We start from the raw sequence: 26,898 nt of genomic DNA on the forward strand, positions 1-26,898 counted from the left end.
ACTGCCACAGGAGACACCGATGAAAATCAGCAAGATCATGACTCGCAACGTTCGCACCCTCGACCCCGAGCGCAGCATTCGCGATGCCGCCAAACTGATGGCCGATATCGACAGCGGTGCATTGCTGATCAACGAGGGCGATCGGCTGATCGGCATGGTCACCGACCGCGACATCGCCGTGCGCGCGGTGGCCGCCGGACTGGACGGCAATACTCCGGTACGTCAGGTGATGAGCAGCAACGTGCGCTATTGCTTCGATGACGAAGATGTCGAGCATGTGGCCGCCAACATGGCGGATATCCAGGTACGTCGGCTGCCGGTGCTCAACCGCGAAAAACGCCTGGTGGGCGTGGTCTCGCTGGGCAATATCGCCTCCGGCCATAGCCGCATGGCCAACGACACCGTGCTGCGCGGCGTGACTTCCGCTCACTGACCCACCTTTTTGGGAGGGGCTTTAGCAGGCCGCTGAAAAACGTAGGCGAGGCAGGCAAGACAAGGCAAAAACGGCCGAAAAAGCGCAGTTTACGTGCTGTAAATGAGCATTTTGACTGGGCTCGCACGCGAGGCCGTTTTTAACGCGGTATTGCCAACGCAGGTAGTTTTTCAACAGCCTGCTAGCCGCGATTGGCTAAACCTCTCCCACTATGAGCCCGGCGCCTTGTTGGGCCGGAGCATCATCACTCCCACGTTACATCTCGCTCTCTGTGGGAGGCGCTTCAGCGGCGACGCTTATTGCGCCGGTCGCAGAATCAATGTGCCCAACGGCGGCAGCTGCAGATTCAACGAGTCGGTCTGGCCGTGAGCGGCCATCTGCTCGCTGTGCAGTTCGCCCTGCGTGCCGGCGCCCGAGCCGCTCCAGCGGCGCTCATCGGTATTGAGCAGCACCTGCCAGCGGCCGGCGTGCGGCACGCCGATGCGGTAGCCGTCGAGCACCTGCGGGGTGAAGTTGTGCACCACCAGCAGCGGCGCGCTGCCCTCGCCGCCCCTGCGTAGCCAGGCGAATACGCTGTTGCGCGCGTCATCGCCAATCAGCCACTGAAAGCCGCTGTCCTGATCGTCGAGGCGATGCATCGCCGGCTCTGCGCGGTACAGGCGATTCAGTTCACGTAGCAGCGCTTGGGCGGCCGCATGCTCGGGATACTGCAGCAGGTACCAGTCCAGTTGCTGGTCGTGGTTCCACTCGCGCCACTGGCCGAACTCGCAGCCCATGAACAGCAATTTCTTGCCCGGGTGGCTCCACATCAGCGCGAGAAACAGGCGCAGGTTGGCGAATTGTTGCCAGCGATCGCCGGGCATGCGCCCGAGCAACGAGCGCTTGCCGTGCACCACCTCGTCGTGGGAGATCGGCAGGATGAAGCGTTCGGAAAAGGCGTAATGCAAGCCGAAGGTGATCTGATGGTGATGGTGCAGGCGGTACATAGGGTCCTGCTGGATGTAACTCAGGCTGTCGTTCATCCAGCCCATGTTCCATTTGTGGCTGAAGCCCAGGCCGCCCTGCTGCACCGGGCGGCTGACTCCGGGCCAGGCGGTTGATTCCTCGGCGATCACCAGTGCGCCGGGCACTTCGCTGTGCACCACTTCGTTGAGATGCTGGAGAAATTCGATGGCCTCCAGATTCTCGCGCCCGCCGTGGCGGTTGGGAATCCACTGCCCCGCTTCACGCGAATAGTCGCGATAGAGCATCGAAGCCACTGCATCCACGCGCAGGCCGTCGACGTGGTATTCGCGCAGCCAGTACAGCGCGCTGGCCAGCATGAAACCGTGCACCTCGGTGCGGCCGAGGTTGTAGATGCAGGTGTTCCAGTCCGGGTGAAAGCCCTCGAACGGGTGCGCGTACTCATACAGCGCGGTGCCGTCGAACTCGGCCAGGCCGTGGGCGTCGTTGGGAAAGTGTCCCGGCACCCAGTCGAGGATCACGCCGATGCCTGCGCGATGGCAGCTATCGACGAAGGCGGCGAAGCGCTGCGGGCTGCCGAAACGCGCGGTGGGCGCGAACATCGACAGCGGCTGGTAACCCCAGGAGCCGCCGAACGGATGTTCCATGATCGGCATCAGCTCGATATGCGTGAACCCCATGTCCTGCACGTAGGGAATCAGCCGCTCGGCCAGCGCGTCCCAGTCCGGTGCCTGATCGTCCTGCCACTGCCAGGAGCCGGCATGCAGCTCGTAGATCGCCAGAGGTGCCTGCGATGCCTGGCGCTGCTCGCGCTCGCTCATCCACTGCTGGTCCTGCCAGGCGAAGCTCTCGCCCTGCGGCACCTTTGAGGCGGTGGCCGGAGGCGTCTCGGTGGCCTGCGCCATGGGATCGGCACGCAGCGGCAGCACGCCGTTCGGGCCGAGGATTTCGTACTTGTAGCACTCGCCCGGCTGCAGGCGCGGGATGAACAGCTCCCACACGCCCGCCGGGTAGCGCAGGCGCATGGGGTGGCGGCGGCCGTCCCAGCTGTTGAAGTCGCCGACCACCGACACCCGCCGTGCATTGGGCGCCCAAACGGCGAAGCGCACGCCAGGCACGCCTTCATGCTCCACCGGTGCGGCACCCAGACAACGCCACAGCTGACGGTGATTGCCCTCGGCGAACAGGTAGAGGTCGGTGTCACCCAGCAGCGGGCCGAAGGCATAGGGATCTTCGGTTTCCTGCACGCTGCCTGGCCAATGGATGCGCAGGCGGTAACGCTGCGACTGGGGCAGCTGCAGCTCGAACAGGCCCTCCGGGTCGCTGCAGTGCATGCGCCCCAGTGGCGAGCCATCGCTGGCCAGCAGGTCGACGGCATCGGCACCCGGCTGCCAAACCCGTACCAGGGTCTCGTCGCCCTGCGGATGTGGCCCGAGGAAGCTGAACGGATCGCCGTCCTCGGCGCGTTGCAGGCGCTGCACTCTGATCTGATTCAAGTTCGCACTCCAGGTAGTTGATGAGCGAGATCCACCAGTCCCTGCAGCGGGACATCGAGCCAGTCGGGGCGGTGGCCGCTTTCGTAGACGATTTCATAGACGGCCTTTTCCAGGCAGAACAGGTCGAGGGCTGCGCCCTCGCCGTCGCGTTCGTACCATTCGTGAGGCAGCCCGTTGGCGGCCAGGCGATAGGCATCGAGGAAGGCCTTGCACGACTGCTCGCGGTAGCGCGCCACGACGCCGCGCACCACCTGCTGGGCATCCACCGCGCCGTCCACGCCGCCGACATTGCGTTGCGCTACCGCAGCCGCGTAGTCGAAGGAGCGCAACATGCCGGCAACGTCCTTGAACGGACTGTGGCGCTGGCGTCGCTCCTCCAGCGAGCGGTTGGGCTCGCCTTCGAAATCGATGATGTAGGCATCGCCCTGCACTACCAGCACCTGGCCCAGGTGCAGGTCGCCATGCACGCGGATGCGCAGGCCGCCTGCGGCTCGCGTCGCCAGGCGCTCGACCGCTGCCAGCAAAGGCGTTTCCCTGGCCAGCAACCAGTCGGCCTGGTCGGCAGTCACCGGACTCAAGCCGTCACGCTGTTTTTTCAGCGCCTGCAAGGCGTCCCGCAGTTGCGCAGCAATGGATTCGGCCCAGCGGGCGCTGTCCTGCTCGCTGCTGAGCTGGTAGCCGAAATCCGGACTTTCCACCGGCCGCGCCAGCACTGCGTGCATTTCGCCAACGCGCTTGCCGAGCACACCGGCGAATTTCTCCAGTTCGCTAAGTGCATCGACATCGGGATCGGCGGTACCACCGGCCAGTTCGTCGCGGATCGCCCGGTCGAGGGTATTGAGCGTCCATTGCCAGGCGTCGCCCTGGTTGTCCAGATACCGTTGCGCCACCATCAGGGTATGAGGCTGGCCGTCCTCGTCGACCCGTACCACCTCGCCGAGAAAAGGCGCGACATTGGCGTAACCGTGATCGCTGAGAAAACGGCCCATCTCCACTTCCGGATGGATGCCGGCAAAACCGCGGCGCAACAGCTTGAGCAGCACCTGCTCGCCGATCAGCGCCGAGCTGTTGGACTGCTCCGCGGAGAGCAGCTTGACGTCGCTCTTGTCGAGGTTGTCGAGCGCCAGTAGCGCTGCCTCGGCGCGGAACTGCAGTTCTCCGCCGCTGGTGCGCAGTACTGCCTGTTCGCGCAGCAGGCGCAGCACTTGCTGGCTGAACTGCGGCAGGCTGAAGGCATCGGTCAATAGCTCGACGTGGCGGCCGCGGCGCAGACGAGCCAGCGCCAGTTGCTGAGGCAGGTCGTTGCCCTCGGCGCGCTCGGGCACCGCGGCAAGCGGCAGGCGGTAGTGCTCGACGCCGGCCGCGCCGGTCACCTGCACCTCGGCCAGCAGCGGCGCATTGGCGCCCTCGGCCAACGGCATCACGTACAGCAGGCTGACCGCGGCGGACGGTTGCTGCTCACCCGCGAACCAGCGGCGCTTGGGCAAATAAAGCGGCAGCGACTCACGTTCCAGCGTCTGCCGCGCACGCCCCTCCATCACTTCGCTCAGGGTACGGCCGAGCACCAGGGTCTGCAGTTCAGGCATACGTTCGACCGGCTTCAGATGCCAGCTGGGCATCTGCGAGGCGTCGGCCAGGTAGAACCAGTAGAAACCGTACGGCGGCAGCGTCAGCAGGTAGGTGAGCTGGCCTATGGGCGGGAACGAGGCGCCGCCGATCATCTCTACCGGCACCCGATCACAGTAGTCGGCCAGCTCCAGCTCGACGGCCTGCGCCGCACTGGACAGGTTGGCCACGCAGAGGATCTGCTGCTCATTGCCATCCTCGCCGCGATGCGTGCGCAGGTAGGCGAGAATGCGCCGGTTGCTCGGCGCCAGCATGGTCAGCGAGCCACGGCCAAAGGCCTTGTGCTGGTTGCGGATGGCGAGCATGCGCCGTGTCCAGTTGAGCAGCGAATGCGGGTCGCGCGCCTGCGCCTCGACGTTGATGGTCTGGAAGCCATACAGCGAATCCATGATCGGCGGCAGCACCAGGCTGGCCGGGTCGGCACGGGAAAAGCCGCCGTTGCGGTCCACCGACCATTGCATCGGCGTGCGCACGCCGTCGCGGTCGCCAAGGTAGATGTTGTCGCCCATGCCGATCTCGTCGCCGTAGTACAGCGTCGGCGTGCCAGGCATCGACAGCAGCAGGCTGTTGAGCAGCTCGATGCGCCTGCGGTCGCGCCCTACCAGCGGCGCCAGACGCCGGCGAATGCCGAGGTTGATGCGCGCGCGGCTGTCGGCGGCGTAGTAGTTCCACAGGTAGTCGCGCTCATCGTCGGTGACCATCTCCAGGGTCAGCTCATCGTGGTTGCGCAGGAAGATCGCCCACTGGCAATTGGGCGGGATTTCCGGCGTCTGGCGCAGGATGTCGGTGATCGGAAAGCGATCTTCCTGGGCGATAGCCATGTACATGCGCGGCATCAGCGGGAAGTGGAAGGCCATGTGGCACTCGTCATCTTCACCGAAGTACGGTCGGGTGTCCTCCGGCCACTGGTTGGCCTCGGCCAGCAGCAGGCGATCCGGGTAACGCGCGTCCAGTTCGGCACGGATGCGCTTGAGCACGGAGTGGGTCTCCGGCAGGTTCTCGCTGCTGGTGCCGTCGCGCTCGATCAGGTACGGGATGGCGTCCAGGCGCAGGCCGTCAACGCCCATGTCGAGCCAGAAGCGCATCACACCGAGCACGGCTTCGAGCACCTTGGGGTTGTCGAAATTGAGGTCCGGCTGGTGCGAGTAGAAACGGTGCCAGAAGTACTGGCCGGCCACCGCGTCCCAGGTCCAGTTGGACTTCTCGCTGTCGATGAAGATGATCCGCGTGCCGGCGTATTTTTCGTCGCTGTCGGACCAGACGTAATAGTCACGGGCCTTGGAGCCCTTCTTCGCCCGGCGCGCACGCTGGAACCAGGGGTGCTGGTCCGAGGTATGGTTGATCACCAGCTCGGTGATCACGCGCAGGCCGCGCCGGTGCGCCTCGGCGATGAACCGCCGGGCATCGCTCAACGAGCCGTAATCCGGATGCACGCCGCGGTACATGGCGATGTCGTAGCCATCGTCACGGCGTGGCGACGGGTAGAACGGCAGCAGCCAGAGGGTGTTGACGCCGAGGTCGGCGATGTAGTCGAGCTTGTCGATCAGGCCCTGAAAGTCGCCGATGCCGTCGTTGTTGGCGTCGAAGAACGACTTTACGTGGACCTGGTAGATTACCGCGTCCTTGTACCACTGCGGGTCGTTGAGAAAGGTCTTGCCGGCGCTGCGCTTGGCCATGGTGCTACTCCGTTGTTCAGCCTACGGTCTGGATTCGCCAGATGCCGAATGGCAGGTGCCAGGGTTCGATACGCATCCACTGCACCTTGCCGTGCCAGGTCCAGCGGTGACCGTTCATCAGGTCTTCGCCGTGCAGATCGGCGTCGTCAGGCAGGCCCAGCTCCCACAGCGGCAGTTCGAAATGCGCCTCCTGGGCGTGGTGCGGATCGAGGCTGACGGCGATCAGGATGAAGTTGCTCAGATCCGCGGTGCGCTTGCCGAAGTAGAGGATGTTGTCGTTCCACGCGGTGTAGGCCTGGAAGCCCAGGTGGGTCTGCAGCGCCGGGTTCTCGCGGCGGATCTGGTTGAGTCGGGCGATCTCGGCGTTGATGTTGCCGGGTGCCTGGTAGTCGCGTGGGCGCAGCTGGTACTTCTCCGAATCGAAGTACTCCTCCTTGCCCGGCACCGGCTCGGCCTCGCACAGTTCGAAGCCCGAATACATGCCCCACAGCCCGGAACCCATGGTCGCCAGCGCGGCGCGGATGAGAAAGCCGGGGCGGCCACTGCGCTGCAGGAAATACGGGTTGATGTCCGGCGTGTTGACGAAGAAGTTCGGCCGGTAACAGTCGCGCCAGGGCGCCTGATTCAGTTCGGTCAGATAGGTCTCCAGCTCGGCCTTGGTGTTGCGCCAGGTGAAGTAGGTGTAGCTCTGGCTGAAGCCGAGCTTGCCCAGACGCGCCATCATCGCCGGGCGGGTGAAGGCCTCGGAGAGGAAAATCACCTCGGGATGGCGTTCACGCACGTCGGCGATCAGCCACTCCCAGAATGGCATCGGCTTGGTGTGCGGATTGTCGACGCGAAACAGCGTAACGCCCTGCTCCACCCAGCCCAGCACCACGTCGCGCAATGCCAGCCAGAGATCAGGCATGGCCGCTTCGGCATAGAACTCGACGTTGACGATGTCCTCGTACTTCTTCGGCGGGTTCTCGGCATGGCGAATGCTGCCGTCCGGCCGCCAGCTGAACCAGCCAGGGTGCTGCTTGAGCCAGGGGTGATCGGGCGAGCACTGCACGGCGAAATCCAGCGCTACTTCCAGGCCGTGGTCGCGGGCCACACGGACCAGCTGACGAAAATCCTCGAGGCTGCCGAGCTGCGGGTGCACAGCCTCGTGGCCGCCCTCCTCGCTGCCGATCGCATAGGGACTGCCTGGGTCGTTGGGGCCGGCCTTGAGGCTGTTGTTCGGCCCTTTGCGGTGCGCCCGGCCGATGGGATGGATGGGCGGAAAATACAGCACGTCGAAGCCCATTCGGGCGATTTCTGGAATACGTGCATGCACGTCGGCGAACGTGCCGTGGCGCTGCTCGTCGCCCAGCGAGCGGGGAAACAGCTCGTACCAGCTGGCGAATTCGGCCAGGCTGCGCTCGACGTCCAGCGGGTAGTTCGGCGTGCGCAGCAGGTGCGGACGATACTCGGCGCGGCGCATCAGATCGTTGACAGACGGGTCGATCAGCACGGCTTCGCGCTCGGCCTGTGACTGCGAGGCCTCCATGCGCTCGATCAGCGCCGCCAGTTCGGCACGCAATCCTTCCGGCGCCTGCGCGGCGATGCGCCGAACCAGATCGGCGCCCTCCTGCAGTTCCAGTTCCACCGGCACGCCGGCGCCAAGCTTCTTCACCAGCTCCTGGCGGAAGCTGGCGTACACGTCCAGCCAGGCTTCTATGGCAAATTCGCCGCGGCCCTGCTGGTCGATGTGCAACGTGGCGCTCCAGCGGTCATTGCCCAGCGCCTGCATCGGCGTGCGCTGCCAGGTGGCTTCGCCGTTGGCGCGCCACAAAAGGTCGGCGGCCAGCTGCTCATGGCCGTCGCTGAAGATCACCGCACTGACCGGCTGCGGCCGGCCACACTGGCATTTGCTGGCGAAGCGGCCACCCTCGATGGTTGGTTGAACCGCTTCGATGGCCAGCCGAGGCTGGGCGATGGCGTGAGTAACGGTCTGGTCGGCATGCTGCGGGGACGGCATCTTTCCTGGCTCCTCTACGCCTGGCGGACGTTTTCAAGGGATTGGTGAGCAGGCCATGAGCCGCGAGAGAGACGCTGGGCCTGCATGAAATACCGAGGCCGTAGCCGCGAGAAAAGTTCAGGCAGTTTTTGCCCGGTCGAAGCGTTCATTGCCTGTGCTCATGGCCTGGGATCGTTCTCGTCATCCGGCTTGACCTTGACGTTCGGATCGACCATCAGCGGCATAAGATGCAGCACCACCAGCACGACCACCGTGGACAGCACCGCAGTGGCTTCCCGACCAAGGCCGACGGCAACGCCAATGGCCGCCGAAGCCCACAGGCCGGCTGCGGTGGTCAGGCCTTTGACGTCGGAGATGTTCTGCCCCTTGAGAATGGTGCCCGCGCCGAGAAAGCCCACACCGGCAGCGATACCCTGAATCACCCGGCTCATGGCGTCGGCTTCGGCGCCGTCCTGCTCCAGGGCCATGACGAAGATCGCCGCGCCCAGGCACACCAGCATGTGCGTGCGAATGCCGGCGGCCTTGCCCATCACCTCGCGCTCGTAGCCGAGCAGGCCACCGAGAACCATGGCCAGGACCAGGCGCAACGTGGCGCGGGTGATGTGTTCCACCTGGCCAAGGTCGGAAAATTCCTGCACCAGGGTGGTAAGAATTCGCTCAAGGATGTCCATATGCGTCAACTCTGCAGAAGCGTTCCTGTTCTGAGCGAAGAAAGCGCCAAGAGGTTCGCTTGATCCGCGCCGCCCGGTTATCCGAAACGGGGAACCAATCGCCCTGCCGTGCATTCATTGCGAATAGGCGCCATGGGCAATTCCGCTGCATGGCGAATCGGGAGAACGCTCATGCCACGTGGCAGCAAAGACAAGTACACCGAGAAACAGAAGCGCAAGGCCGAACACATCGAGGACAGCTACAAGGATCGCGGCATCCCGCAGGATGAGGCCGAGGCGCGGGCCTGGGCCACGGTCAACAAGCAGTCCGGTGGTGGCGACAAGGCTGGCGGTTCCGGACGCAAGACCAGCGCGGCCAGCAAGAAGGCAGCACGTAGTTCATCGGCACATCGTGCGGCGGCCACCCGTGAAGGCAAACCGCGGCCGGGCCAGCGCCTGGAGGCGATGAACAAGACCGAGCTGATGGACCTGGCGCGCAAGCGCGACATCGCTGGCCGCTCCAGCATGCGCAAGGACGAATTGCTGCAGGCGCTGCGCAAGCACGCTGCCTGAAGGCGGCGCGCAGTGGCAGCAGTTTGGCGGTATTTTCAGCTATACCCGGCCCGTCTCCCAGGTATGGGAGACGGGATCAAACGCGCATGACTCTGATCGAACGGTGCTAGTTTCAGCGCCCTCTATGAAAAGCACCGACGCTCATTGAGGCGTCGTCAAAAACGGATTCGGATTGCTCGCTCGTAAATTCGAATGCGAGCCCGTCCGTTTTTCACCTGCTTTGTGCATCGCCTGACCCGTGCGCGACGGCTTCTCGAACAGAAGCTAGGGAGTTTGCTCCCGTTCACGCGCCACCCGCTCGCCGCAGTCGCAGCCAGCGCTCTGGCACTGCACCATGCCTTTGGGATGGCGCTGCATGCAGGCCTCGCAGCAGTAGACCAGATCATCGCCCGCAACTTCGTGCACCCAGTCGCGGGACTCCGCCGTGCAATCGCAGTGTGGACAGGCGCAGGTAGGTGCGTTCATGGCTTGCGCTCCTCGTCGGTGGGTACCACCTCGTCGCTCCAGGGTTTGCCGTCGAGTGGCGCCGAGCGTGCCAGCTCCGCTTCGTCGAGGCCGAAACCGCCACCGACCTCGGTCTCGTCGACCACGCTGAGCTCTTCATCGTTGGCGCCATCGCCGCCGCGCTCGAATGGTGAGCGCGCGCCGCTGTCGTCGATCAGGGTATCCGGGCTCATATCATCGAGGCTTACGTTGTCCTCGTGCTCGCTTTCGCCGAGCGTTGCGGCACCGGTCAGGCCGATTTCCTCCTCGCTGCCGGACGACGCACGCGCAGTCTGCTGCAACGAGGGCTCGCCCGTACCGAGACTGTCTTCGTCATCGGTGAAGTCCAGCGCCTTTTCATCGATCTGTTCCTGGGTTGGACCTGGGGTGGTGTCTTTCATGGATGCCTCCTTCGATCGACAGGTGTCACGTGTGGCGACGGCGCACTAGCGCCATCGCCCGTACGCTCGGCTTATGGCGAGATCGGGTCGCTGGCCGGGAAGGTTTCCTCGACGGCATGGTCCAGGCGGCTATCCTGGCGCCCTTTCAAGGTATCCACTTCCTTCTGCAGGCGCGGCAGTGCGGCGCGCAGTTCGGCTACGCGCTCGCGCAGGCACTCCAGTTCGGCTTTGGGGTCGCTGATCAGCCCCTTGACTACACAGTGCCCACTCAGCCCACGCTGCAGCAGCGCGGCGCCGCCAAGGGCCTTGAGCACACCCGAAGTCCCGCCCTGGCAGACACCAGCGACGATGGCAGTAGCGCCTGTAGCGAGCGAGATGGCGCGTTCGATACGAGGGACGTTTTGGGTCAATGACATGGCATTTCTCCTGATGGTTGCATGACGAAGGCCAATTGCGGCGCCCGTGAGATTTAGAAGGCCTATCGGGCGCCAAAGGTTCAGAGAATCGGGCCAGCGGTCGATTCCGGCTCAGGGCCGCAGAATCACCTTGCGGCATTGCTCGCGCCGCGAGTCGAACAGGCGATAACCCTCGGCCGCATCGGCCAGCGACATGCGGTGACTGATGATGATTTCCGGGTTCAGCTCGCCCCGCTGGATATGCTCCAGCAATGTTGGCAGCAACGGGTGAACATGGGTCTGGCCCATCTTGAACGTCAGCCCCTTGTCGAAGGCGTCGCCGAACAGAAAGCCGTGGATGAAGCCTGCATAGACGCCCGGCACGCTCACCGTGCCGCCACGGCGCACGGCCGCGATGCACTGGCGCAGCGCCACGCCGCTGCTGGCCTCCAGCTTGAGCGTGGTCAGCACGGTTTCGGTAAGACTGCCCTTGGCTTCGAAGCCCACCGCGTCGATCACCGCATCCACGCCGCGGTGCCCTGGCGTCTGCTCGATGATGGCGCTGGCCGGGTCGTCGACCTCGTCGAAGTTGATCGGTATCACGCCATAGGTCTGCTGGGCATAGGCCAGGCGGTAATCGTGATGATCGACCATGAAGATCTGCTCGGCCCCGAGCATGCGCGCGCAGGCAGCGCTCATCAGTCCCACCGGGCCGGCCCCGTAGATCGCCACGCGACTGCCGGGCTTGACTCCGGCATTGACGGCCGCCTGGTAGCCGGTGGGCAGGATGTCGGTGAGGAACAGCACCTGCTCGTCATCGAGCACGTCCGGCACCTTGAACGGCCCGGTATTGGCCTTGGGCACGCGTACCAGCTCGGCCTGCCCGCCCGGCACGCCGCCATACAGATGGCTGTAGCCGAACAGTGCCGCGCCTGACGGAATCTGCTTCTTGTTGAGAATCGCGCCGCGCCCCGGGTTGGTGGTTTCGCAGGCCGCATGCAGGTCCATCTGGCAGAAGAAGCAGTCGCCGCAGGCAATGACGAAAGGCACGATAACCCGGTCGCCCTTGCTGACTGCGGTGACTTGCGGGCCGACCTCCTCGACCACGCCCATAAACTCGTGGCCGAAGATATCGCCCTCCTTGACCTGCGGAATCTTGCCGCGATACAGGTGCAGATCCGAGCCGCAGATCGCCGTGGCGGTAACTCGCAGAATGATGTCGTCGGGCTGTTCGATGATCGGGTCAGGTACCCGTTCCACCCGTACATCGTGACTGCCGTGATAGGTCAATGCTTGCATGAGGCTTCTCCCGGATTAGGCATGTGTCTAGTTCCGAAATCGCTGCCGGGCAGATGTTCAGGCTATCTGCCGAACGTCCTGCAGGGATGTCTGTTGCATCAGCGTGTCCACCACTTCACGCACGGCTGCTCGATGCTCTGCGCCGCCGCTGCGGGCGCGGCGATAGAGGCCAAGCTGGGCTTCGGCGCTGCCGCCGATACGGGCCAGCTTGCGCGCGTGGGCCATGATCCAGCGCTCCTCGGGCGCGATCTGCTCGGCGATGCAGGCCAGCACCTGATCCAGCCAGGCGGCGAACGGCAAGGTGTTCTGGCTACGCGGTTCGATGAACAGCCCGCGCAGCCCGCGGCGCTTGGCCCGCCAGCGATTTTCCAGGGTGAGGATGCGTGTCAGCGGGTCGTCGAACCAGTCATGGTGTGGGGCATCCAGCGCGTGGCCGAGCATGGCGCGGAACAACCCGGCGATGCACAGGGCATCCTGCAGTTGCGGACAGGCGTCGGCGATGCGCAGCTCGAGCGTGGGAAAGCGTAACGACGGGCGAATGTTCCACCACAGGTTGACGGCCGAGCCGATGCAGTCGGTAGCGGTCATCACCTTGAGGTAGCGCTGGTATTCGGCGTCATCGCGAAAGTGATCGGGAATGCCCATGCGCGGCCATTCATCGCAGACGGCCTGGCGGTAGCTCATCAGGCCGCAGGGCCGGCCATCCCAGAATGGCGAGGATGCACTCAGCCCCAGCAATAGCGGCAGCCAGGGCGTCAGGCGGTTCATCAGACGGATGCGGTCGATACCTTCAGGCACACCGACATGCACATGCAGGCCGGCCAGCACGCTGCGGCTGGCGACGATGCGGTAATCGTCGAAAATCGCCCGATAGCGCGCCATGTTGGTCGCCTGCACGCTACGCCATTGCCCCAGTGGATGGGTGCCGGCAGCGAGGATGCCACAGCCGAATTCGCTGGCCTTCTCGGCCATGGTGCGGCGCGCCTGGCCGAGAAAGTTGCACGCCTCTTCGAGGCTGGTGAGCACAGGCGTCACCACTTCGAACTGCGCGGCGAACATCTCGCGCGTCACGCACTGGCCCAATGCGCGACGGCTGGACACGGCAAAGGCCTCGACCCCCTGCTGCGCCACGCAGCGACTCGCCAGGTCGGTCAGAAAGTACTCCTCTTCGATGCCGAACGTGCTCGTGGTCATGACCCGCCTACTCCCAGAACTCCTGCAGTTGAGGGGTGGCCGGCGGCCTGGGTTCAACCTGTTTGATGCAGCGCCGAGCGAAGCGAATTTAGGTGGAATCTTTATCCAGGCAGAGCCCTCCTAAACAGAACATGGCCCCCCGTTTTTTCAGGAGACTTGACCCATGTCGATCGCCAGTTTCATCGACACGCCTGCCGCACAACGGATTTCCTTCGCTCCTGCCACTGGTCCCTGGCAGAGCCTTTATCGCCAACTGCTGGACGAACCCGAACCGGGGCACCCGCAAGCCAGGGAATTCATCCAGCAATGCCTGGGTGAGGTCGCGCAGCTGCCCTGCGAACTGCCGGCCAGCCCTTATGAGCTGGCTGCCTGGTCGTTGCGTCGGCATCAAAGCGTGACTGCCGATTACGCCCGTTACCTCGAAGGGCGACGCTCGGGTCAGGGCCGCCGTTTCTTTCCACGCAAGGCGCATGCCCTGCATTTTCTCCGCGCGGTCGCGCCAACCAAGCTGGTCGACGGCGCCTGGCTCTACGGCGCCCTGCCCCACTGGCGCGATTACCGCGTGTATCCGCTGGTGCAGACTTACCTGGAAGAGTTGGGCGAAGGCGCGCCCGCACAGAATCATGTGCTGCTCTACCGGCAGCTGCTGGCCAGCCAGGGCTGTGAAGATGCGCTGGAACTGGACGACGCGCTGTATCGCCAGGGCGCCATCCAACTGGCCCTTGGGCTGCTGGTCGACGAGTTTCTGCCCGAGGTGATCGGTTACAACCTCGGCTATGAGCAATTACCGCTGCACTTGCTGATCAGCGCCTTCGAGCTCAACGAGCTGGACATAGACCCCTATTATTTTCAGTTGCACGTAACCATCGACAATGGCTCCAGCGGCCATGCCGCCAAGGCGGTGCAAAGCGTGCTGGACAACCTGCCACGAGTTGGCGACGCGCAGGCTTTCTACGAGCGCGTGATGCGCGGCTATCTGCTCAACGATCTGGGCATCGGCTCCACCGCCGTGATCGACGGTTTCGATCTGCAGCAGCAGGTACTGCAGATGCTCGAAGGCAAGCGCAAGGTGGCCAGCCAGGTGCATTCCGACTACTGCCGCATCGAGGGCCGTACGGTGAACCAGTGGCTGGGCAGCTCCGGCAATGTCGCGGGCTTTCTCGAGGCGCTGCAGCGCAATGGCTGGATACGACGCGACAAGGATCCGGTCGAAAGCCGTTTCTGGCGTCTGGTAGAGGGCCAGGGCGCAGCGATGTTCGGTGTCTTCAGCCCCTACGAGCGCCAGTTGCTGCAAGACTGGATATCCGGCGACTGGCAGCAGGCCGAACAGCGCTCGCCGTTTCGTGCGCGCCGGACAAGCCAGGCTGCCACATCGTCCGGTGCCGGTACGCAACGGGGCGAACTGGATCGCGAGCGGCGCGACATGCTCCGGCAGTTGCAGGGCATGGATGCTTATCGACGCGAATGCCGCCTGATCGAGTTGCAGTCGCCGGCCCAGCACTGGACCAGCGCCGGCCTGGCCGCCACCCGTACCTTCACGGCGATGATGCGACAGCCGCGCTGATCAAGGAGCTCGCACATGCCCGAACAGACCTTCGACACCCCGCAAACTGAGGCGCTGCTACATCTGGGCGCCCTGCTACGCGCGCGCGGCTACCACTTCGTCACCCCGACGCCGCTTACCCATCAACGGGTCAACCAGCGCGCAGGCAATGCGCCGGCAAACGACCTGCGTGACGTATTCGGCTGGAGCCGTCCCTTCGCCGAGGGAACGCTGGACGAGGAAATCGTCGAGGCCATGCGGGAAGCGCAGGTGCTGCAGCCTCAGGCTCAGGGCTGGATCAGCCTGGTGCGCTTCTCCAGCCTGGGCGACGAACTCTACGTGCACTCGCGCTTCCCCACCGAGGAAAGCGACGCGGTGTTCTTCGGCCCTGACACTTACCGCTTCACCCGTTTGCTGCGCGATTACCTGGCGCACGCCAAACAGCCGTTGCGGCGCATCGCCGATATTGGCTGTGGTGCCGGCCCTGGTGCGATAACCGCGGCGCAGTTGCGTCCGGAGGCCGAGGTCCTGGCGCTGGATATCAATCCCAGGGCTCTGGCCATGACCTCGGTGAATGCGCGCCAGGCCGGTATCGATAATCTTCACGCACAGAGCAGCGACCTGCTTCGCGATGTGCCGGGCCAGTTCGATCTGATCATCGCCAACCCGCCGTACATGCTCGATCCACAACAGCGCACCTATCGCCACGGCGGCGGCAAACATGGCGCCGGGTTGTCCCTGGCGATCTTCGATACGGCGATGGAACGCCTGGCCCCGGGTGGTACGCTGCTGCTCTATACGGGTGTGGCGATCTTCGCCGGCGAGGACCCCTTGCTCAATGCCATCCGCCTGTCGCTGCGCGACACCGGCTGGGATTGGGATTACCAGGAGCTTGATCCGGACGTGTTTGGCGAGGAGTTGCAGAAACCCGAATATGCTGAGGCCGAACGTATCGCCTGCGTGGCGTTGCGGCTGACCTATCAGCCCAATCTGCGCCAGCGCTAAGCCGGCGCCTGCCAGACGCAGGCACCGGCCCTTCTAGGCTCAGGCTGCGTTGGCCTGAGCGCTGCTCTTGAGGGACTTGCGCAGCACTTCCATCGACTCGCCCAGTTCCTCCAACTGCTGCTTGCTCAGCAGCTTGCGGGCCTGCGGGAACATGTCGCGCTCCTCTTCCTCGATATGGTGTTCAAGCAGTTCCTTGAGCACTTTGACCCGGCCGGCGAACTCGATGGTCGAAGGCGGCGTTTCCTTGATGTCGGGCAGTACCAGCGCCTCCACGGCGCGGTGCTCTTCCTTGGCCTCGACGGCCAGCACGGCGTCATCCTTGCTGCCGGCCTGCCTGAAGGCCGGATAGAATATCTGCTCTTCGAGCTCGGTATGGATCTTCAATTCCTGCTCGATCTTGCCCAGTAGTTTCGTGCGTGTCTGCACCGCTCGCTCGGTGGTTTCCTCGAGCTTGCTCAGCAGGTCCTTGACGGTTTCGTGGTCCTTTTTCAGCAGTTCGATGGCATTCATCGTCTTGCTCTCCTCAGGTCTACTAATCACATCATTACAAAAGCCCGGGCCCGCTCGAGGCGGGCCCAGGCGGGACGATCACGAGTCGCGACCGCTTTGGCTTTTCTGGCCACCCTTGCGCCCGGCCTCGGACGCTCTCTGACGGTCATTGGCGAAGTTGCCGCCGCTGTTGTGACCACCCTTACGGCCGGCTTCGGAAGCCTTGGCCCGATCATTTGCGAAGTTACCCGGATTTTTATTGGTCGCCATTGCTGGTACCTCCTGAGAGTTTTTCGCGAGGCGTTATTGCCCCTACATGAATTCAGGCAGGGGCTACGCCGAGTTGTTCAGGCTTTTTTCATCAGCCATTGACCACACTGCCGCCGTTTACGTGAAGCATCTGGCCCGTGACATAAGACGCGTCGTTACTGGCCAGATAGACGAATGCCGGCGCCACTTCTGCAGGTTGTCCCGGGCGCCCCATTGGCGTCTCCGCACCGAATTCGGAGACCTTTTCCGCACTGAAGGTAGAGGGAATCAGCGGCGTCCAGATCGGCCCTGGTGCGACACCGTTGACGCGGATGCCGCGCGGCGCCAGGTTGATCGACAGCGACCGGGTGAACGAGGTAATCGCACCCTTGGTGGACGAGTAGTCGAGCAGCATCGGGTTGCCCTTGTAGGCCGTCACCGAACTGGTGTTGATGATGCTCGAGCCCGGCTGCAGGTGCGGCAGCGCGACCTTGGTCAGGTGGAACATGGCGAAGATGTTGGTGCGGAAGGTCTGCTCCCACTGCGCCTCGTCGAGTGCTTCGAGGTTGTGCTCGGGGTGCTGCTCGCCGGCATTGTTGATGAGGATGTCGAGACGTCCCCACTTGGCGATCACCGCATCGACCACGCACTGACAGAAACTGCCATCACCGACGTCTCCCGCCACAGCCATGGCTTCGCCGCCGTGCCGGTTCACTTCGTCGAGGGTTTTCTGCGCATCCTCGTCCTCGTTGAGATAAACCAGCGCGACCTTGGCGCCTTCGAGGGCGAAGTGCACGGCGACGGCGCGGCCGATGCCGCTGTCGCCACCGGTGATGATCGCCACCTTGCCGGCCAGCTTGCCAGCGGCGCGGTAATCGTCAGCGAGGTACACCGGTTCGGGATGCATGGCGTGCTCGACGCCAGGTTGCCGCTCCTGATGCTGAGCGGGCAAAGTCTTGTCGTTCATCTTCACTCCTCCCTTCGGCTAAGCGTTCAGACCGCCTTCAGACGCGGGCTGGCCATCACCGGGTGGGTTTTATGGCGATTCTCGAAACAGAAGTTGGTAGCCTGCACATAGCCTTCGGCCGAACCGCAGTCGAAGCGGCGACCCTTGAACTTGTAGGCCAGCACACAGCCCTGCTGCGCCTGTTTCATCAGCGCATCGGTAATCTGGATCTCGCCGCTCTTGCCTGGCTCGGTCTGTTCGATCAGTTCGAAGATATCCGGGGTGAGGATATAGCGGCCGATGATCGCCAGGTTCGACGGCGCATCTTCAGGGTTGGGTTTTTCCACCATTCGCTCGATGCGGAAGATGTCGTCACGCAGCGCTTCGCCGGCGATCACGCCGTAGCGCGAAACCTCCTCCATTGGCACTTCCTGGATGGCCACGATGGAACAGCGGAACTGCTCGTAGAGCTTGACCATCTGGGTCAGTACGCCGTCGCCCTCCAGGTTCAGGCACAGGTCGTCGGCAAGTACCACGGCGAACGCCTCGTCGCCGATCAACGAACGGCCGGTGAGAATGGCATGGCCAAGGCCTTTCATTTCGATCTGACGGGTGTAGGAGAAGGTGCACTGGTCGATCAGGTGGCGTACGCCGCTGAGGGATTTTTCCTTACCGGTATTGGAAATCTCGTGCTCCAGCTCATAGCTGATATCGAAGTGGTCTTCCAGCGAGCGCTTGCCCCGACCGGTAACGATGGCAATTTCATGCAGCCCGGCTTGCAGTGCTTCTTCGACGCCATACTGGATCAACGGGGTGTCGACTACCGGCAGCATTTCCTTGGGCATCGACTTGGTAGCGGGAAGAAAACGGGTGCCGTAACCGGCGGCGGGGAACAAACATTTCTTGATCATGGTTTCTGTACCAGTTGAGAGACTCGGTACTAGAACTTGACCTGGCTGAAGTCTTTGCAGTTCAAGGAATTTCGCGCGATTGCCGTTTCGCTGCGAGCGCTGTGTTGCGAGTGAGGGAAAGGAGGCCCGTAGCGGGCCTCCCCCAGGCTACGCAATCACTCAACTGCGGCCTCCACCGTGGCTGTTCTGGCCACCTTTGCGGCCAGCCTCGGAGGCTTTCTGACGATCATTGGCAAAGTTGCCGCCGCTGTTCTGGCCGCCTTTCTTGCCTGCTTCGGAAGCTTTTTCACGATCGTTGGCGAAGTTGCCAGGGTTCTTGTTAGTCATCTCGTTTCTCCTCAGTGATGGGCAAAATTGCCCGTGCACTGACTTGGAGGAAGGGCCCTGCGAGGACGTTCAGGCTATTTATCCGCCTCGCTCGGCAATCACTGACGAGCGGTCATGTGGATTTTTCGTCAGGCCGCTGGATGATGGAAATCTTGCCGTTACGCTCGACGATCGCGTAGCGAATCTGGTCCAGCCGCTCTAGCCCGCTCTCTCGCGCCGATTCCATGATGTCGTCGAGGGTCAGGCGCGCCTTGTTCATACGCCACTGCATCGGCACGCCGTCTTCGACGATGATGATCGGCGATCCATCGAGCAGGTGCGCCAGCCATTCGTTGCGGCGCTTGAGCAGCGAGGCACCGACGTCCAGCGCGATCAGGGTCGCGACCACCAGAATCATGTTGGTGAGGGAGAAATCATCGCCCAGCAGCGCCTGCTGCGTGGCCTCGCCGATGATCAGCAGCAGCACGAAATCGAAAGTGGTCAGTTGCGCCAACGAACGTCGGCCAGATAGCTTGAACAGGATCAGCAACGCCAGGTAGACGGCGCCAGCACGCAGTACCGCGTCCATGAGATTCTCCTCAGGGGTAGATGAACTGGTTCAGTTCGACCTGCTGGCCGCCCGCATGGAGCGTCGAGCGATAAGTTCCCACGCCGTCGGCGGTGAGGCGCAGGCTGACGACGATGCGTTCGGCCTCGCCAGGGAAGTCGAGAATCAAACCGCCCGCCCCATCGCTGGCACTGCGTCTCGGGACGGGCTGGATCGCGTCGATGGAAAAGCCCTCCAACAGTTCGCCGGCGATATGCAGCTGTGGCGTGCCCTGCAGGCTCACCTTCAGCGGCGAGTGCGCGCCGTTGCGTGCGAAACGCTGGTATTCGACCTGCAGTGCATCCTGCCCGCCACCAACCTGGACATCGCTGAGCGGTCCCTTGGAGAACAGCCCGGCCAGTGCCAGAGCCATGAGCAGCAACAGGCCATACCAACCCAGGCGTTCGATCTTCCAGCCACGGACCTGCAGGGCCATGTTCTCCTGTACGGGGGCGCTGCGGCTGCTTTGTTCAGGTAGGTGCATGCTGGTTTCCTCCTGAAAACTACGACCTGTCATCCGTGGCAAATATCAGAAGAAAATTTTACTTGCTGCCAGCAGGCCGGACGCGCGTTGCGCGGGTCCCAGCTGAAGTTGTGGCAGGCTTCAGGTCAATTGCCTACCGGCAAACGCCATATGAAAAAGCCGGCGGCGCCATTACGCACCGCCGGCCCTGCGAGGGATGTTCAATGCCGGTCGAGCAGATGGAAGCGCGGCAGACCGAGATGCCAGTGAATCGCCGCCAGCCGGGCTGCCAACACCACGAACATCGCTGCGGCAGTATCCAGCCAGTGCGGCGTGCCCAGGGCGCGCAGACCGATGAAGGTAAGCGCGCCGGCGATGCAGGCGGTGGCGTAGATTTCCTTCTGGAAGATCAGCGGGATCTCGTTGCACAGCACGTCACGAATCACCCCGCCGACCACGCCGGTCATCACCCCCATGATCACCGCGGTGCTGATCGGCGTGCCGTTTTGCAACGCCAGCTCGGTGCCGTACACGGTGAACACGGCGAGACCGAAGGCATCGGCGATCAGCAGGCCTTTCTCGTGAATCGGCCGGGTCATGCGCACCCAGGCCACGGTACCCAATGCCGCCAGGGAGGCGACGAGGATGTAGGTGTCGTCGCGAATCCAACTGACCGGATGATTGTCCAGAATCAGGTCGCGCAGGGTGCCGCCACCCAGGGCGGTAACGATGGCCATCACCAGTACGCCGAACAGGTCCATGGACTTGCGTCCGGCCATCAGCGCACCGGTGATGGCGAACACTGCCACGCCGAACAGGTCGGCGACGTAGAACAGCGTTTCCATGAGGCCCTCAGCGGCTGACCGGCGTACGTAGCGTAACGAATTCCTCGGCGGCGCTCGGGTGCACGCCGATGGTCTCATCGAAGATCTGCTTGGTCGCACCGGCCTTGAGCGCGATGGCCAGACCCTGGACGATTTCGCCCGCCTCCGGGCCGACCATGTGGCAGCCGAGCACACGGTCGTTGTCGGCATCGACCACCAGCTTCATCAGGGTGCGCTCCGGGTTCTCGGTGAGCGTCAGCTTCATCGGACGGAAGCGGCTCTCGAAAATCTTCACCTCGTGCCCGTCTTCGATGGCCTGCTCTTCGCTGAGGCCAACGGTGCCGATGTTCGGCAGGCTGAACACTGCGGTGGGAATCATCCGGTAGTCCAGGGGACGATATTCCTCCGGCTTGAACAGCCGACGCGCCACGGCCATGCCTTCGGCCAGCGCGACCGGTGTGAGCTGCACGCGACCGATCACATCGCCGAGGGCGAGAATCGACGGCGTGGAGGTCTGGAACAGATCATCGACTTCGATGTAGCCGCGCTTGTCCAGCTTGACCTCGACATTCTCCAAACCAAGGTTGTCGAGCATCGGGCGCCGGCCGGTGGCGTAGAACACGCAATCGGCCTCCAGTACGCGGCCGTCCTTTAGCGTGGCGGCGAGGCTGCCGTCGGCCTTGCGATCGATGTTGGCGATGTCGGCATTGAACTGCAGGTCCAGGCCTTTCTTGCTCAGCTCGTCGCGCAGGTGCTCACGCACCGCGCCGTCGAAGCCGCGCAGGAACAAATCGCCGCGATACAGCAGCGAGGTCTGCGCGCCCAGGCCATGGAAGATCGAGGCGAACTCCACGGCGATATAGCCGCCGCCGACCACCAGCACGCGCTTGGGCAGTTGCTTGAGGAAGAAGGCTTCGTTGGAACTGATGGCGTGCTCGCGACCAGGAATGTCCGGAATCTGCGGCCAGCCGCCAGTGGCGATGAGAATGCGCTCGGCGCTGTGGCGCTGGCCATTGACCTCGACGGTGTGGGCATCGACGATGCGCGCATGGCCCTCGAACAGACTGACGCCGCTGTTGGTCAACAGATTGCGGTAGATGCCATTGAGGCGCTCGATCTCGCGGTTCTTGTTGGCGATCAGAGTCGGCCAGTCGAAATTCGCCTCGCCCAGCGACCAGCCGAAACCCGCGGCCTGCTCGAAGTCTTCGGCGAAATGCGCGCCGTACACCAGCAGTTTCTTCGGTACGCAGCCGACGTTGACGCAGGTGCCGCCGAGGTAGCGGCTCTCGGCGACCGCAACGCGAGCACCATAACCAGCGGCGAAACGCGCCGCACGTACGCCGCCGGAACCGGCGCCGATCACGAACAGATCGAAGTCGTAACTCATGAGGTATCTCCTTGGCAGATGGGGAGCATACCGTAAAGGCTAGCGCTAAGCTGGAAGCAGGAGGTGGATATGCGCCCTACCCTGACTCATCTCGCCCTGCACGTCCCCGATCTCGATGCCTGCATCGCCTTCTACGCGCAGTTCTGCGGCATGCAGGTGATCCACGAACGCCCCGGCAAGGGCACACGCATCGTCTGGATGGCTGAACCGGGCAAGGAGCATCAGTTCATATTCGTCATCATGCCCGGCGGCCAGGACCGCAACCTGGCCGCCAACGACTACAGCCACTTCGGCTTCGCCCTGGGCAGCCGCGAGGAAGTCGACCGCATCGCCGCCCTGGCCGAGCGCGAAGGCTGCCTGATCTGGGCGCCTCGGGACGAGCCCTACCCGGTTGGCTATTACTGCGGCCTGCGTGACCCGGCCGGCAACTACGTGGAATTCAGCTACGGCCAGCCGCTCGGCCCCGGCTCGGAGCAGATGCCCGTTCCCAGGTACGGTCAGTGATTCGAGCACAACAGCTTCGCGGACAAGTCCGCTCCCACAGGGTATGAGCTGTCAGCTCAATCTGCTCCCGTGGGAGCGGACTTGTCCGCGAAAAAACATTCGGTCCGGTAAAGCAATGAAGAACGCCGCGATCATGCAAGACAATCGCGGCGTTCTCTCGACTGACGGACCCGAGTACTGACCTGGCGGCGTATCAGAACGCCTTGCCGGTCTTGTACAGATTCTCGAAGCAGAAATTGGTCGCGTCGATGTAACCCTCGGCGCTACCGCAGTCGAAACGCTGCCCCTTGAACTTGTACGCCATCACGCAGCCCTGCTGGGCCTGGCGCATCAGCGCGTCGGTGATCTGGATCTCACCGCCCTTGCCCGGCGGCGTGCTGCGGATCAGGTCGAAAATGTCAGGGGTGAGGATGTAGCGACCGATGATCGCCAGGTTCGACGGCGCGTCCTCGGGCTTGGGCTTCTCCACCATGTTGCTGACGCGGTAGATGTCCTCGCGGATCATCTCGCCGGCGATCACACCGTACTTGGAGGTTTCGTCCTTCGGCACTTCCTGGATGGCGACGATGGAGCAACGGAACTGTTTGTACAGCTTGACCATCTGCGCAAGTACGCTATCGCCTTCAAGGTTCAGGCACAGGTCGTCGGCCAGGACCACGGCGAAGGGCTCGTCACCGATCAGCGGCTGGCCGCAGAGGATGGCGTGGCCCAGGCCTTTCATCTCGACTTGGCGGGTGTAGGAGAAGCTGCACTCGTCGATCAGACGGCGGATACCAACCAGGTATTTTTCCTTGTCGGTGCCCTTGATCTGGTGCTCGAGCTCGTAGCTCACGTCGAAATGGTCTTCCAGCGCGCGCTTACCGCGACCGGTGACGATGGAAATCTGGTTGAGGCCAGCCTCCAGTGCCTCTTCGACCCCATATTGAATCAGTGGCTTGTTCACCACCGGCAACATTTCCTTCGGCATTGCCTTGGTAGCAGGCAAAAAGCGCGTGCCGTAACCGGCAGCGGGGAACAGGCATTTCTTGATCATGGGACTCCCTAATGGGGATGGTTGGATGCGCAGTCAGTCTATCAAGCCGCGCTAGCCTTACAACTGCCGCTTGCAGGCCGGCCGATGCCACGATAGAGAAACCCCTGCTCGGCCAACTGGCCGGCATCGTAGATGTTGCGCCCGTCGAACAGCACCGGCATACGCATCATGCCGCGTATGCGCGGGAAATCCGGCTGGCGAAACTGCTTCCACTCGGTCACCAGGACCAGCGCATCCGCGCCCTGGGTGACGGTGTAAGGGGATTCGCTCAGAAGCAGTTGCCCCGACTCGACCGCCGACGGATAGCGCGCCGCGACAGCGGCCGCAGCCGCCGGATCGCAGGCCTGCACCCTGGCCCCGGCGATCAGCAGCGCCTCGAGCAGCACCAGGCTCGGCGCTTCGCGCAGATCATCGGTACCGGGCTTGAACGCCAGCCCCCAGAGCGCGACGACTCGCCCCTGCAGATGACCGTTGAAATGTTCGCGCAGGGCCTGGAACAGCAGCGTCTTCTGCAGCGCATTGCGCGCCTCGACCGCACGCAGGATGCCCGGCTCGATGCCCTCGTGCTCGGCGGTGCGGATCAACGCCTTGACGTCCTTGGGAAAGCACGAGCCGCCGTAGCCGCAGCCGGCATAGATGAAGTGCGTACCGATGCGCCGGTCACTGCCGATGCCGCGGCGCACTTCCTCGATATCGACGCCCAGGCGCGCACAGATGCCGGCCATTTCGTTGATGAAGGAAATCTTGGTGGCCAGGAAGGCGTTGGCCGCGTACTTGCTGAACTCGGCCGCGCGCACGCCCATGCACAGCAGGCGGTCGTGGTTGCGCAGGAACGGCGCATACAGCCTGCGCAGCAGCTCACGCCCGAGCTCGTCGTCACAGCCGACGATGACCCGATCAGGCCGCATGAAATCCTCGACCGCAGAGCCCTCCTTGAGAAACTCCGGATTGCTGGCAACGGTTACTCGTGCTCGTTTGCCGCGACGGGTCAGGCCGGCGTTGATGCGCTGCTCGACGCGTTCGGCGGTACCCACCGGCACGGTGGACTTGTCGACGACCAGGCAGGCATGGTCGAGCCGCTCGCCCAGATCATCGGCAACCGCCAGCACGTGACTGAGGTCGGCCGAACCGTCTTCACCACTGGGTGTACCCACCGCGATGAAGATGACCTCGACGCGGCGGATTCCGGCCTGAAGCTGCGCGGTAAAGCTGAGCTGCCCCGCCGCCAGCTGCGCCCTGAGCAACGCCTCCAGGCCCGGCTCGTAGATCGGCACCTCACCTTGCGAAAGCCGCGCAACGCGCTGCGGATCGCGCTCGACGCAGACCACCTGGTTGCCCATCTCGGCCAGGCAGGTCGCCGTCACCAGCCCCACGTACCCCGCTCCTATCACGCATATCTGCATCGCAGCATCCTCCAGGCGTTTGCTGCGATTGCAACCAATCACGGTGGCAGTGATGTGACGATATGGCGAAGCGATGATGACAACGGCAGCCGCCCGCACTGACCACAGGTCAAACAGGAGAAACTTCCGCCGCTGCTTCACGTCCACCCTAATCAGCGGTCATGACAGCGGTAGCCGCCTGGTTACCGCTGCCTCGTCTGGCCGAAACTCGATTTAACGGAGGGTGCAAATGGCCACGACAGTCGGAGATTTCATCGTCGAGCGGCTTTACCAGTGGGGTGTACGGCGCATCTACGGATATCCCGGGGACGGCATCAACGGCGTGTTCGGCGCGCTCAGCCGGACCAATGGAAAGATCCGTTTCATCCAGGCCCGCCACGAAGAGATGGCTGCCTTCATGGCTGCGGCAGATGCCAAGTTCTCCGGCCAGCTGGGCGTCTGCATCGCCACCTCGGGCCCCGGCGCTACACATTTGCTGACCGGCCTCTACGATGCGCGCATGGACCATATGCCGGTGCTGGCGATTACCGGCCAGCAGGCGCGCACCGCGCTTGGCGGGCATTACCAGCAGGAGCTGGACCTGGTCTCGGTGTTCAAGGACGTCGCCGGTGCCTTCGTCCAGCAGGCCAGCGCACCGGCGCAGGTGCGTCATCTGATCGACCGCGCCATCCGCACCGCCGTCGGTGAACGCAGGGTGACGGCGATCATCCTACCCAACGATCTGCAGGAGGCCGAATACGCCGAGCCGCCGCACAAGCACGGCACCCTGCACAGTGGCATCGGCTACCGCCACCCGCGCGTCGTGCCCTATGAAGCGGACCTGCAGCGCGCTGCCGAAGTGCTCAACAGCGGCAAGAAGGTCGCCATACTGGTAGGCGCCGGGGCGCTGAATGCCGGCGATGAGGTATTCGAAGTGGCGCAGAAACTCGGCGCCGGCGTGGCCAAGGCGCTGCTGGGCAAGGCCGTGCTGCCTGACGAGCTGCCCTGGGTCACCGGTTCCATCGGCCTGCTCGGTACGGTGCCGAGCTACAAGATGATGGAGGAATGCGACACCCTGCTGATGATCGGTTCCGGCTTCCCCTACTCCGAGTTCCTGCCGGAAGAAGGACAGGCGCGTGGCGTGCAGATCGACATCCAGCCCGACATGCTCAGCCTGCGCTATCCAATGGAGGTCAACCTGCAGGGCGATGCCGCCGAGACCCTGCGCGCCCTGCTGCCTTTGCTGGAGAACAAGGCGGATGACAGCTGGCGCACCACCATCGAAGGGTGGCGCAGCGACTGGGACCAGACCCTGGAAAGCCGCGCCATGGTGTCGGCCAACCCGATCAACCCGCAGCGGGTGGTCTACGAGCTGTCGCCGCGCCTGCCCGAGCGCGCCGTGGTCACCTGCGACTCCGGCTCCTGCGCCAACTGGTATGCCCGCGATCTGAAGATCCGCCGCGACATGCTCTGCTCGCTGTCCGGCGGCTTGGCGTCGATGGGCGCGGCGGTGCCTTATGCCATCGCCGCCAAGTTCGCCCATCCGGATCGTCCGGTGGTCGGCCTGGTGGGTGACGGCGCCATGCAGATGAACAATCTGGCTGAGCTGATCACCGTGGCCAAGTACTGGCGCGAGTGGCAGAACCCGCAATGGGTGCTCGCGGTGTTCAACAATCAGGACCTCAACCAGGTCACCTGGGAGCAGAGGGTGATGGAAGGCGACCCGAAATTCGAGGCTTCGCAGAACATCCCCGACGTGCCCTACCACGCTTTCGCCAACTCCATTGGCCTGCTCGGCCTGCTGATCGAGCGTGAAGAGGACGTCGGCCCGGCCTGGGAGCAGGCTCTGGCTGCGGATCGTCCGGTGCTGCTGGAATTTCGCACCGATCCGGATGTCCCACCGTTGCCGCCGCATATCAGCCTGGAGCAGGCCAAGCAGTTCGCCTCCACCCTGCTGCAGGTCGACCCGGACCAGCGCGGCATCCTTGCGCAAACCGCCAAGCAATTGTTCGGTTCGCTGCTGCCGGGTAAGCACAAGAAGTGATCCTCGAGGCTGTTTGA

The 26,898-nt window shown here is 63.6% G+C and carries 25 protein-coding genes and 1 pseudogene; 6 read left to right on the forward strand and 20 right to left on the reverse strand.

The window, feature by feature from the left end:
- Nucleotides 1-19 precede the first annotated feature (19 nt).
- Nucleotides 20-433, forward strand: a complete 414-nt coding sequence (locus B2U07_RS00755; RefSeq protein WP_197855684.1) for a CBS domain-containing protein — start codon at nt 20-22, stop codon at nt 431-433.
- Nucleotides 434-729: 296 nt separating this feature from the next.
- Here B2U07_RS00755 and glgB read toward each other — a convergent pair whose 3' ends face one another.
- The 4 genes from glgB to B2U07_RS00775 form a co-directional block, all read right to left on the reverse strand.
- A complete protein-coding gene (gene glgB, locus B2U07_RS00760) occupies nt 730-2,892 on the reverse strand; it encodes a 1,4-alpha-glucan branching protein GlgB (protein WP_275545056.1) in 2,163 nt (720 codons plus the stop codon).
- Complete coding sequence (gene treS, locus B2U07_RS00765; protein WP_275545055.1) at nt 2,889-6,194, reverse strand: maltose alpha-D-glucosyltransferase; 3,306 nt, start codon at nt 6,192-6,194, stop codon at nt 2,889-2,891. Before treS ends, glgB begins: the two co-directional genes overlap by 4 nt.
- A 16-nt stretch (nt 6,195-6,210) precedes the next feature.
- Entirely contained in the window at nt 6,211-8,193 is a 1,983-nt protein-coding gene (locus tag B2U07_RS00770; protein ID WP_275545054.1) for an alpha-1,4-glucan--maltose-1-phosphate maltosyltransferase, read from the reverse strand.
- A 158-nt stretch (nt 8,194-8,351) separates the two neighbouring features.
- Entirely contained in the window at nt 8,352-8,864 is a 513-nt protein-coding gene (locus tag B2U07_RS00775) for an MgtC/SapB family protein (RefSeq protein WP_197855680.1), read from the reverse strand.
- Nucleotides 8,865-9,035: 171 nt separating this feature from the next.
- Between B2U07_RS00775 and B2U07_RS00780 the strand changes: the two genes are divergently transcribed.
- Nucleotides 9,036-9,416, forward strand: a complete 381-nt coding sequence (locus B2U07_RS00780; RefSeq protein WP_197855679.1) for a Rho termination factor N-terminal domain-containing protein — start codon at nt 9,036-9,038, stop codon at nt 9,414-9,416.
- A gap of 264 nt (nt 9,417-9,680) precedes the next feature.
- Here the strand turns inward: B2U07_RS00780 and B2U07_RS00785 are convergent, their stop codons facing one another.
- From B2U07_RS00785 to B2U07_RS00805, 5 genes are all read right to left on the reverse strand, one after another.
- Nucleotides 9,681-9,881: a metallothionein gene (locus B2U07_RS00785; protein ID WP_197855678.1), complete on the reverse strand. Its 201-nt coding sequence runs from the start codon at nt 9,879-9,881 to the stop codon at nt 9,681-9,683.
- Nucleotides 9,878-10,300 carry a hypothetical protein gene (locus tag B2U07_RS00790; protein ID WP_275545053.1) on the reverse strand — a complete coding sequence of 141 codons (423 nt, stop codon included), beginning with the start codon at nt 10,298-10,300 and terminating at the stop codon, nt 9,878-9,880. The genes B2U07_RS00785 and B2U07_RS00790 overlap by 4 nt, the downstream gene beginning before the upstream one ends.
- Before the next feature lie 71 nt (nt 10,301-10,371).
- Complete coding sequence (locus B2U07_RS00795; protein WP_197855676.1) at nt 10,372-10,716, reverse strand: YgaP family membrane protein; 345 nt, start codon at nt 10,714-10,716, stop codon at nt 10,372-10,374.
- Nucleotides 10,717-10,827: 111 nt separating this feature from the next.
- Nucleotides 10,828-11,994: a zinc-dependent alcohol dehydrogenase gene (locus B2U07_RS00800; RefSeq protein ID WP_275545052.1), complete on the reverse strand. Its 1,167-nt coding sequence runs from the start codon at nt 11,992-11,994 to the stop codon at nt 10,828-10,830.
- A 57-nt stretch (nt 11,995-12,051) separates the two neighbouring features.
- Nucleotides 12,052-13,188 (reverse strand): carboxylate-amine ligase, encoded by a 1,137-nt coding sequence (locus B2U07_RS00805; protein WP_275545051.1) that lies wholly within the window; start codon nt 13,186-13,188, stop codon nt 12,052-12,054.
- Between the two features lie 163 nt (nt 13,189-13,351).
- Between B2U07_RS00805 and B2U07_RS00810 the strand changes: the two genes are divergently transcribed.
- Together B2U07_RS00810 and B2U07_RS00815 are read left to right on the forward strand one after the other, a co-directional pair.
- Nucleotides 13,352-14,752 carry an iron-containing redox enzyme family protein gene (locus B2U07_RS00810; protein ID WP_275545050.1) on the forward strand — a complete coding sequence of 467 codons (1,401 nt, stop codon included), beginning with the start codon at nt 13,352-13,354 and terminating at the stop codon, nt 14,750-14,752.
- A 15-nt stretch (nt 14,753-14,767) separates the two neighbouring features.
- Nucleotides 14,768-15,736: a class I SAM-dependent methyltransferase gene (locus B2U07_RS00815; RefSeq protein WP_296275499.1), complete on the forward strand. Its 969-nt coding sequence runs from the start codon at nt 14,768-14,770 to the stop codon at nt 15,734-15,736.
- A 39-nt stretch (nt 15,737-15,775) separates the two neighbouring features.
- On the opposite strand, the gene B2U07_RS00820 is transcribed toward B2U07_RS00815, so the two are convergent.
- The 9 genes and pseudogenes from B2U07_RS00820 to gorA all read right to left on the reverse strand — a co-directional run bounded on the left by B2U07_RS00820 (nt 15,776) and on the right by gorA (nt 21,918).
- Nucleotides 15,776-16,246, reverse strand: a complete 471-nt coding sequence (locus B2U07_RS00820; RefSeq protein WP_197855671.1) for a hemerythrin domain-containing protein — start codon at nt 16,244-16,246, stop codon at nt 15,776-15,778.
- 78 nt (nt 16,247-16,324) lie between these two features.
- A pseudogene (locus B2U07_RS00825) lies at nt 16,325-16,474 on the reverse strand (general stress protein); the annotation flags it as partial.
- 112 nt (nt 16,475-16,586) lie between these two features.
- Nucleotides 16,587-17,441, reverse strand: coding sequence for an SDR family oxidoreductase (locus B2U07_RS00830; RefSeq protein WP_275545048.1), 855 nt, complete (start codon nt 17,439-17,441; stop codon nt 16,587-16,589).
- Nucleotides 17,442-17,467: 26 nt separating this feature from the next.
- A complete protein-coding gene (galU, locus tag B2U07_RS00835; RefSeq protein ID WP_197855668.1) occupies nt 17,468-18,331 on the reverse strand; it encodes a UTP--glucose-1-phosphate uridylyltransferase GalU in 864 nt (287 codons plus the stop codon).
- Between the two features lie 159 nt (nt 18,332-18,490).
- Nucleotides 18,491-18,658: a general stress protein gene (locus tag B2U07_RS00840; RefSeq protein ID WP_197855667.1), complete on the reverse strand. Its 168-nt coding sequence runs from the start codon at nt 18,656-18,658 to the stop codon at nt 18,491-18,493.
- A 112-nt stretch (nt 18,659-18,770) separates the two neighbouring features.
- A complete protein-coding gene (locus tag B2U07_RS00845) occupies nt 18,771-19,226 on the reverse strand; it encodes a DUF421 domain-containing protein (protein WP_275545047.1) in 456 nt (151 codons plus the stop codon).
- Between the two features lie 10 nt (nt 19,227-19,236).
- The gene (locus tag B2U07_RS00850) at nt 19,237-19,728 is read right to left on the reverse strand and encodes a hypothetical protein (protein WP_275545046.1); all 492 of its coding nucleotides are present in this window, start codon (nt 19,726-19,728) and stop codon (nt 19,237-19,239) included.
- 200 nt (nt 19,729-19,928) lie between these two features.
- Nucleotides 19,929-20,552 (reverse strand): trimeric intracellular cation channel family protein, encoded by a 624-nt coding sequence (locus tag B2U07_RS00855; RefSeq protein WP_197855666.1) that lies wholly within the window; start codon nt 20,550-20,552, stop codon nt 19,929-19,931.
- Nucleotides 20,553-20,559: 7 nt separating this feature from the next.
- Nucleotides 20,560-21,918 carry a glutathione-disulfide reductase gene (gene gorA, locus B2U07_RS00860; protein ID WP_275545045.1) on the reverse strand — a complete coding sequence of 453 codons (1,359 nt, stop codon included), beginning with the start codon at nt 21,916-21,918 and terminating at the stop codon, nt 20,560-20,562.
- Nucleotides 21,919-21,987: 69 nt separating this feature from the next.
- Here gorA and B2U07_RS00865 point away from each other — a divergent pair, with 69 nt between their 5' ends.
- On the forward strand, nt 21,988-22,422 hold the full coding sequence (locus B2U07_RS00865; protein WP_275545044.1) for a VOC family protein: 435 nt from the start codon (nt 21,988-21,990) through the stop codon (nt 22,420-22,422).
- Nucleotides 22,423-22,615: 193 nt separating this feature from the next.
- On the opposite strand, the gene galU (B2U07_RS00870) is transcribed toward B2U07_RS00865, so the two are convergent.
- Nucleotides 22,616-23,455, reverse strand: coding sequence for a UTP--glucose-1-phosphate uridylyltransferase GalU (gene galU, locus B2U07_RS00870; RefSeq protein WP_197855663.1), 840 nt, complete (start codon nt 23,453-23,455; stop codon nt 22,616-22,618).
- Nucleotides 23,456-23,496: 41 nt separating this feature from the next.
- The gene (locus tag B2U07_RS00875) at nt 23,497-24,858 is read right to left on the reverse strand and encodes a UDP-glucose dehydrogenase family protein (RefSeq protein ID WP_275545043.1); all 1,362 of its coding nucleotides are present in this window, start codon (nt 24,856-24,858) and stop codon (nt 23,497-23,499) included.
- 229 nt (nt 24,859-25,087) lie between these two features.
- Here B2U07_RS00875 and B2U07_RS00880 point away from each other — a divergent pair, with 229 nt between their 5' ends.
- The gene (locus tag B2U07_RS00880) at nt 25,088-26,881 is read left to right on the forward strand and encodes a thiamine pyrophosphate-requiring protein (protein ID WP_275545042.1); all 1,794 of its coding nucleotides are present in this window, start codon (nt 25,088-25,090) and stop codon (nt 26,879-26,881) included.
- Nucleotides 26,882-26,898: the final 17 nt, after the last annotated feature.

The organism is Pseudomonas sp. UBA7530 (assembly GCF_002479365.1).
Classification (GTDB): domain Bacteria; phylum Pseudomonadota; class Gammaproteobacteria; order Pseudomonadales; family Pseudomonadaceae; genus Aquipseudomonas.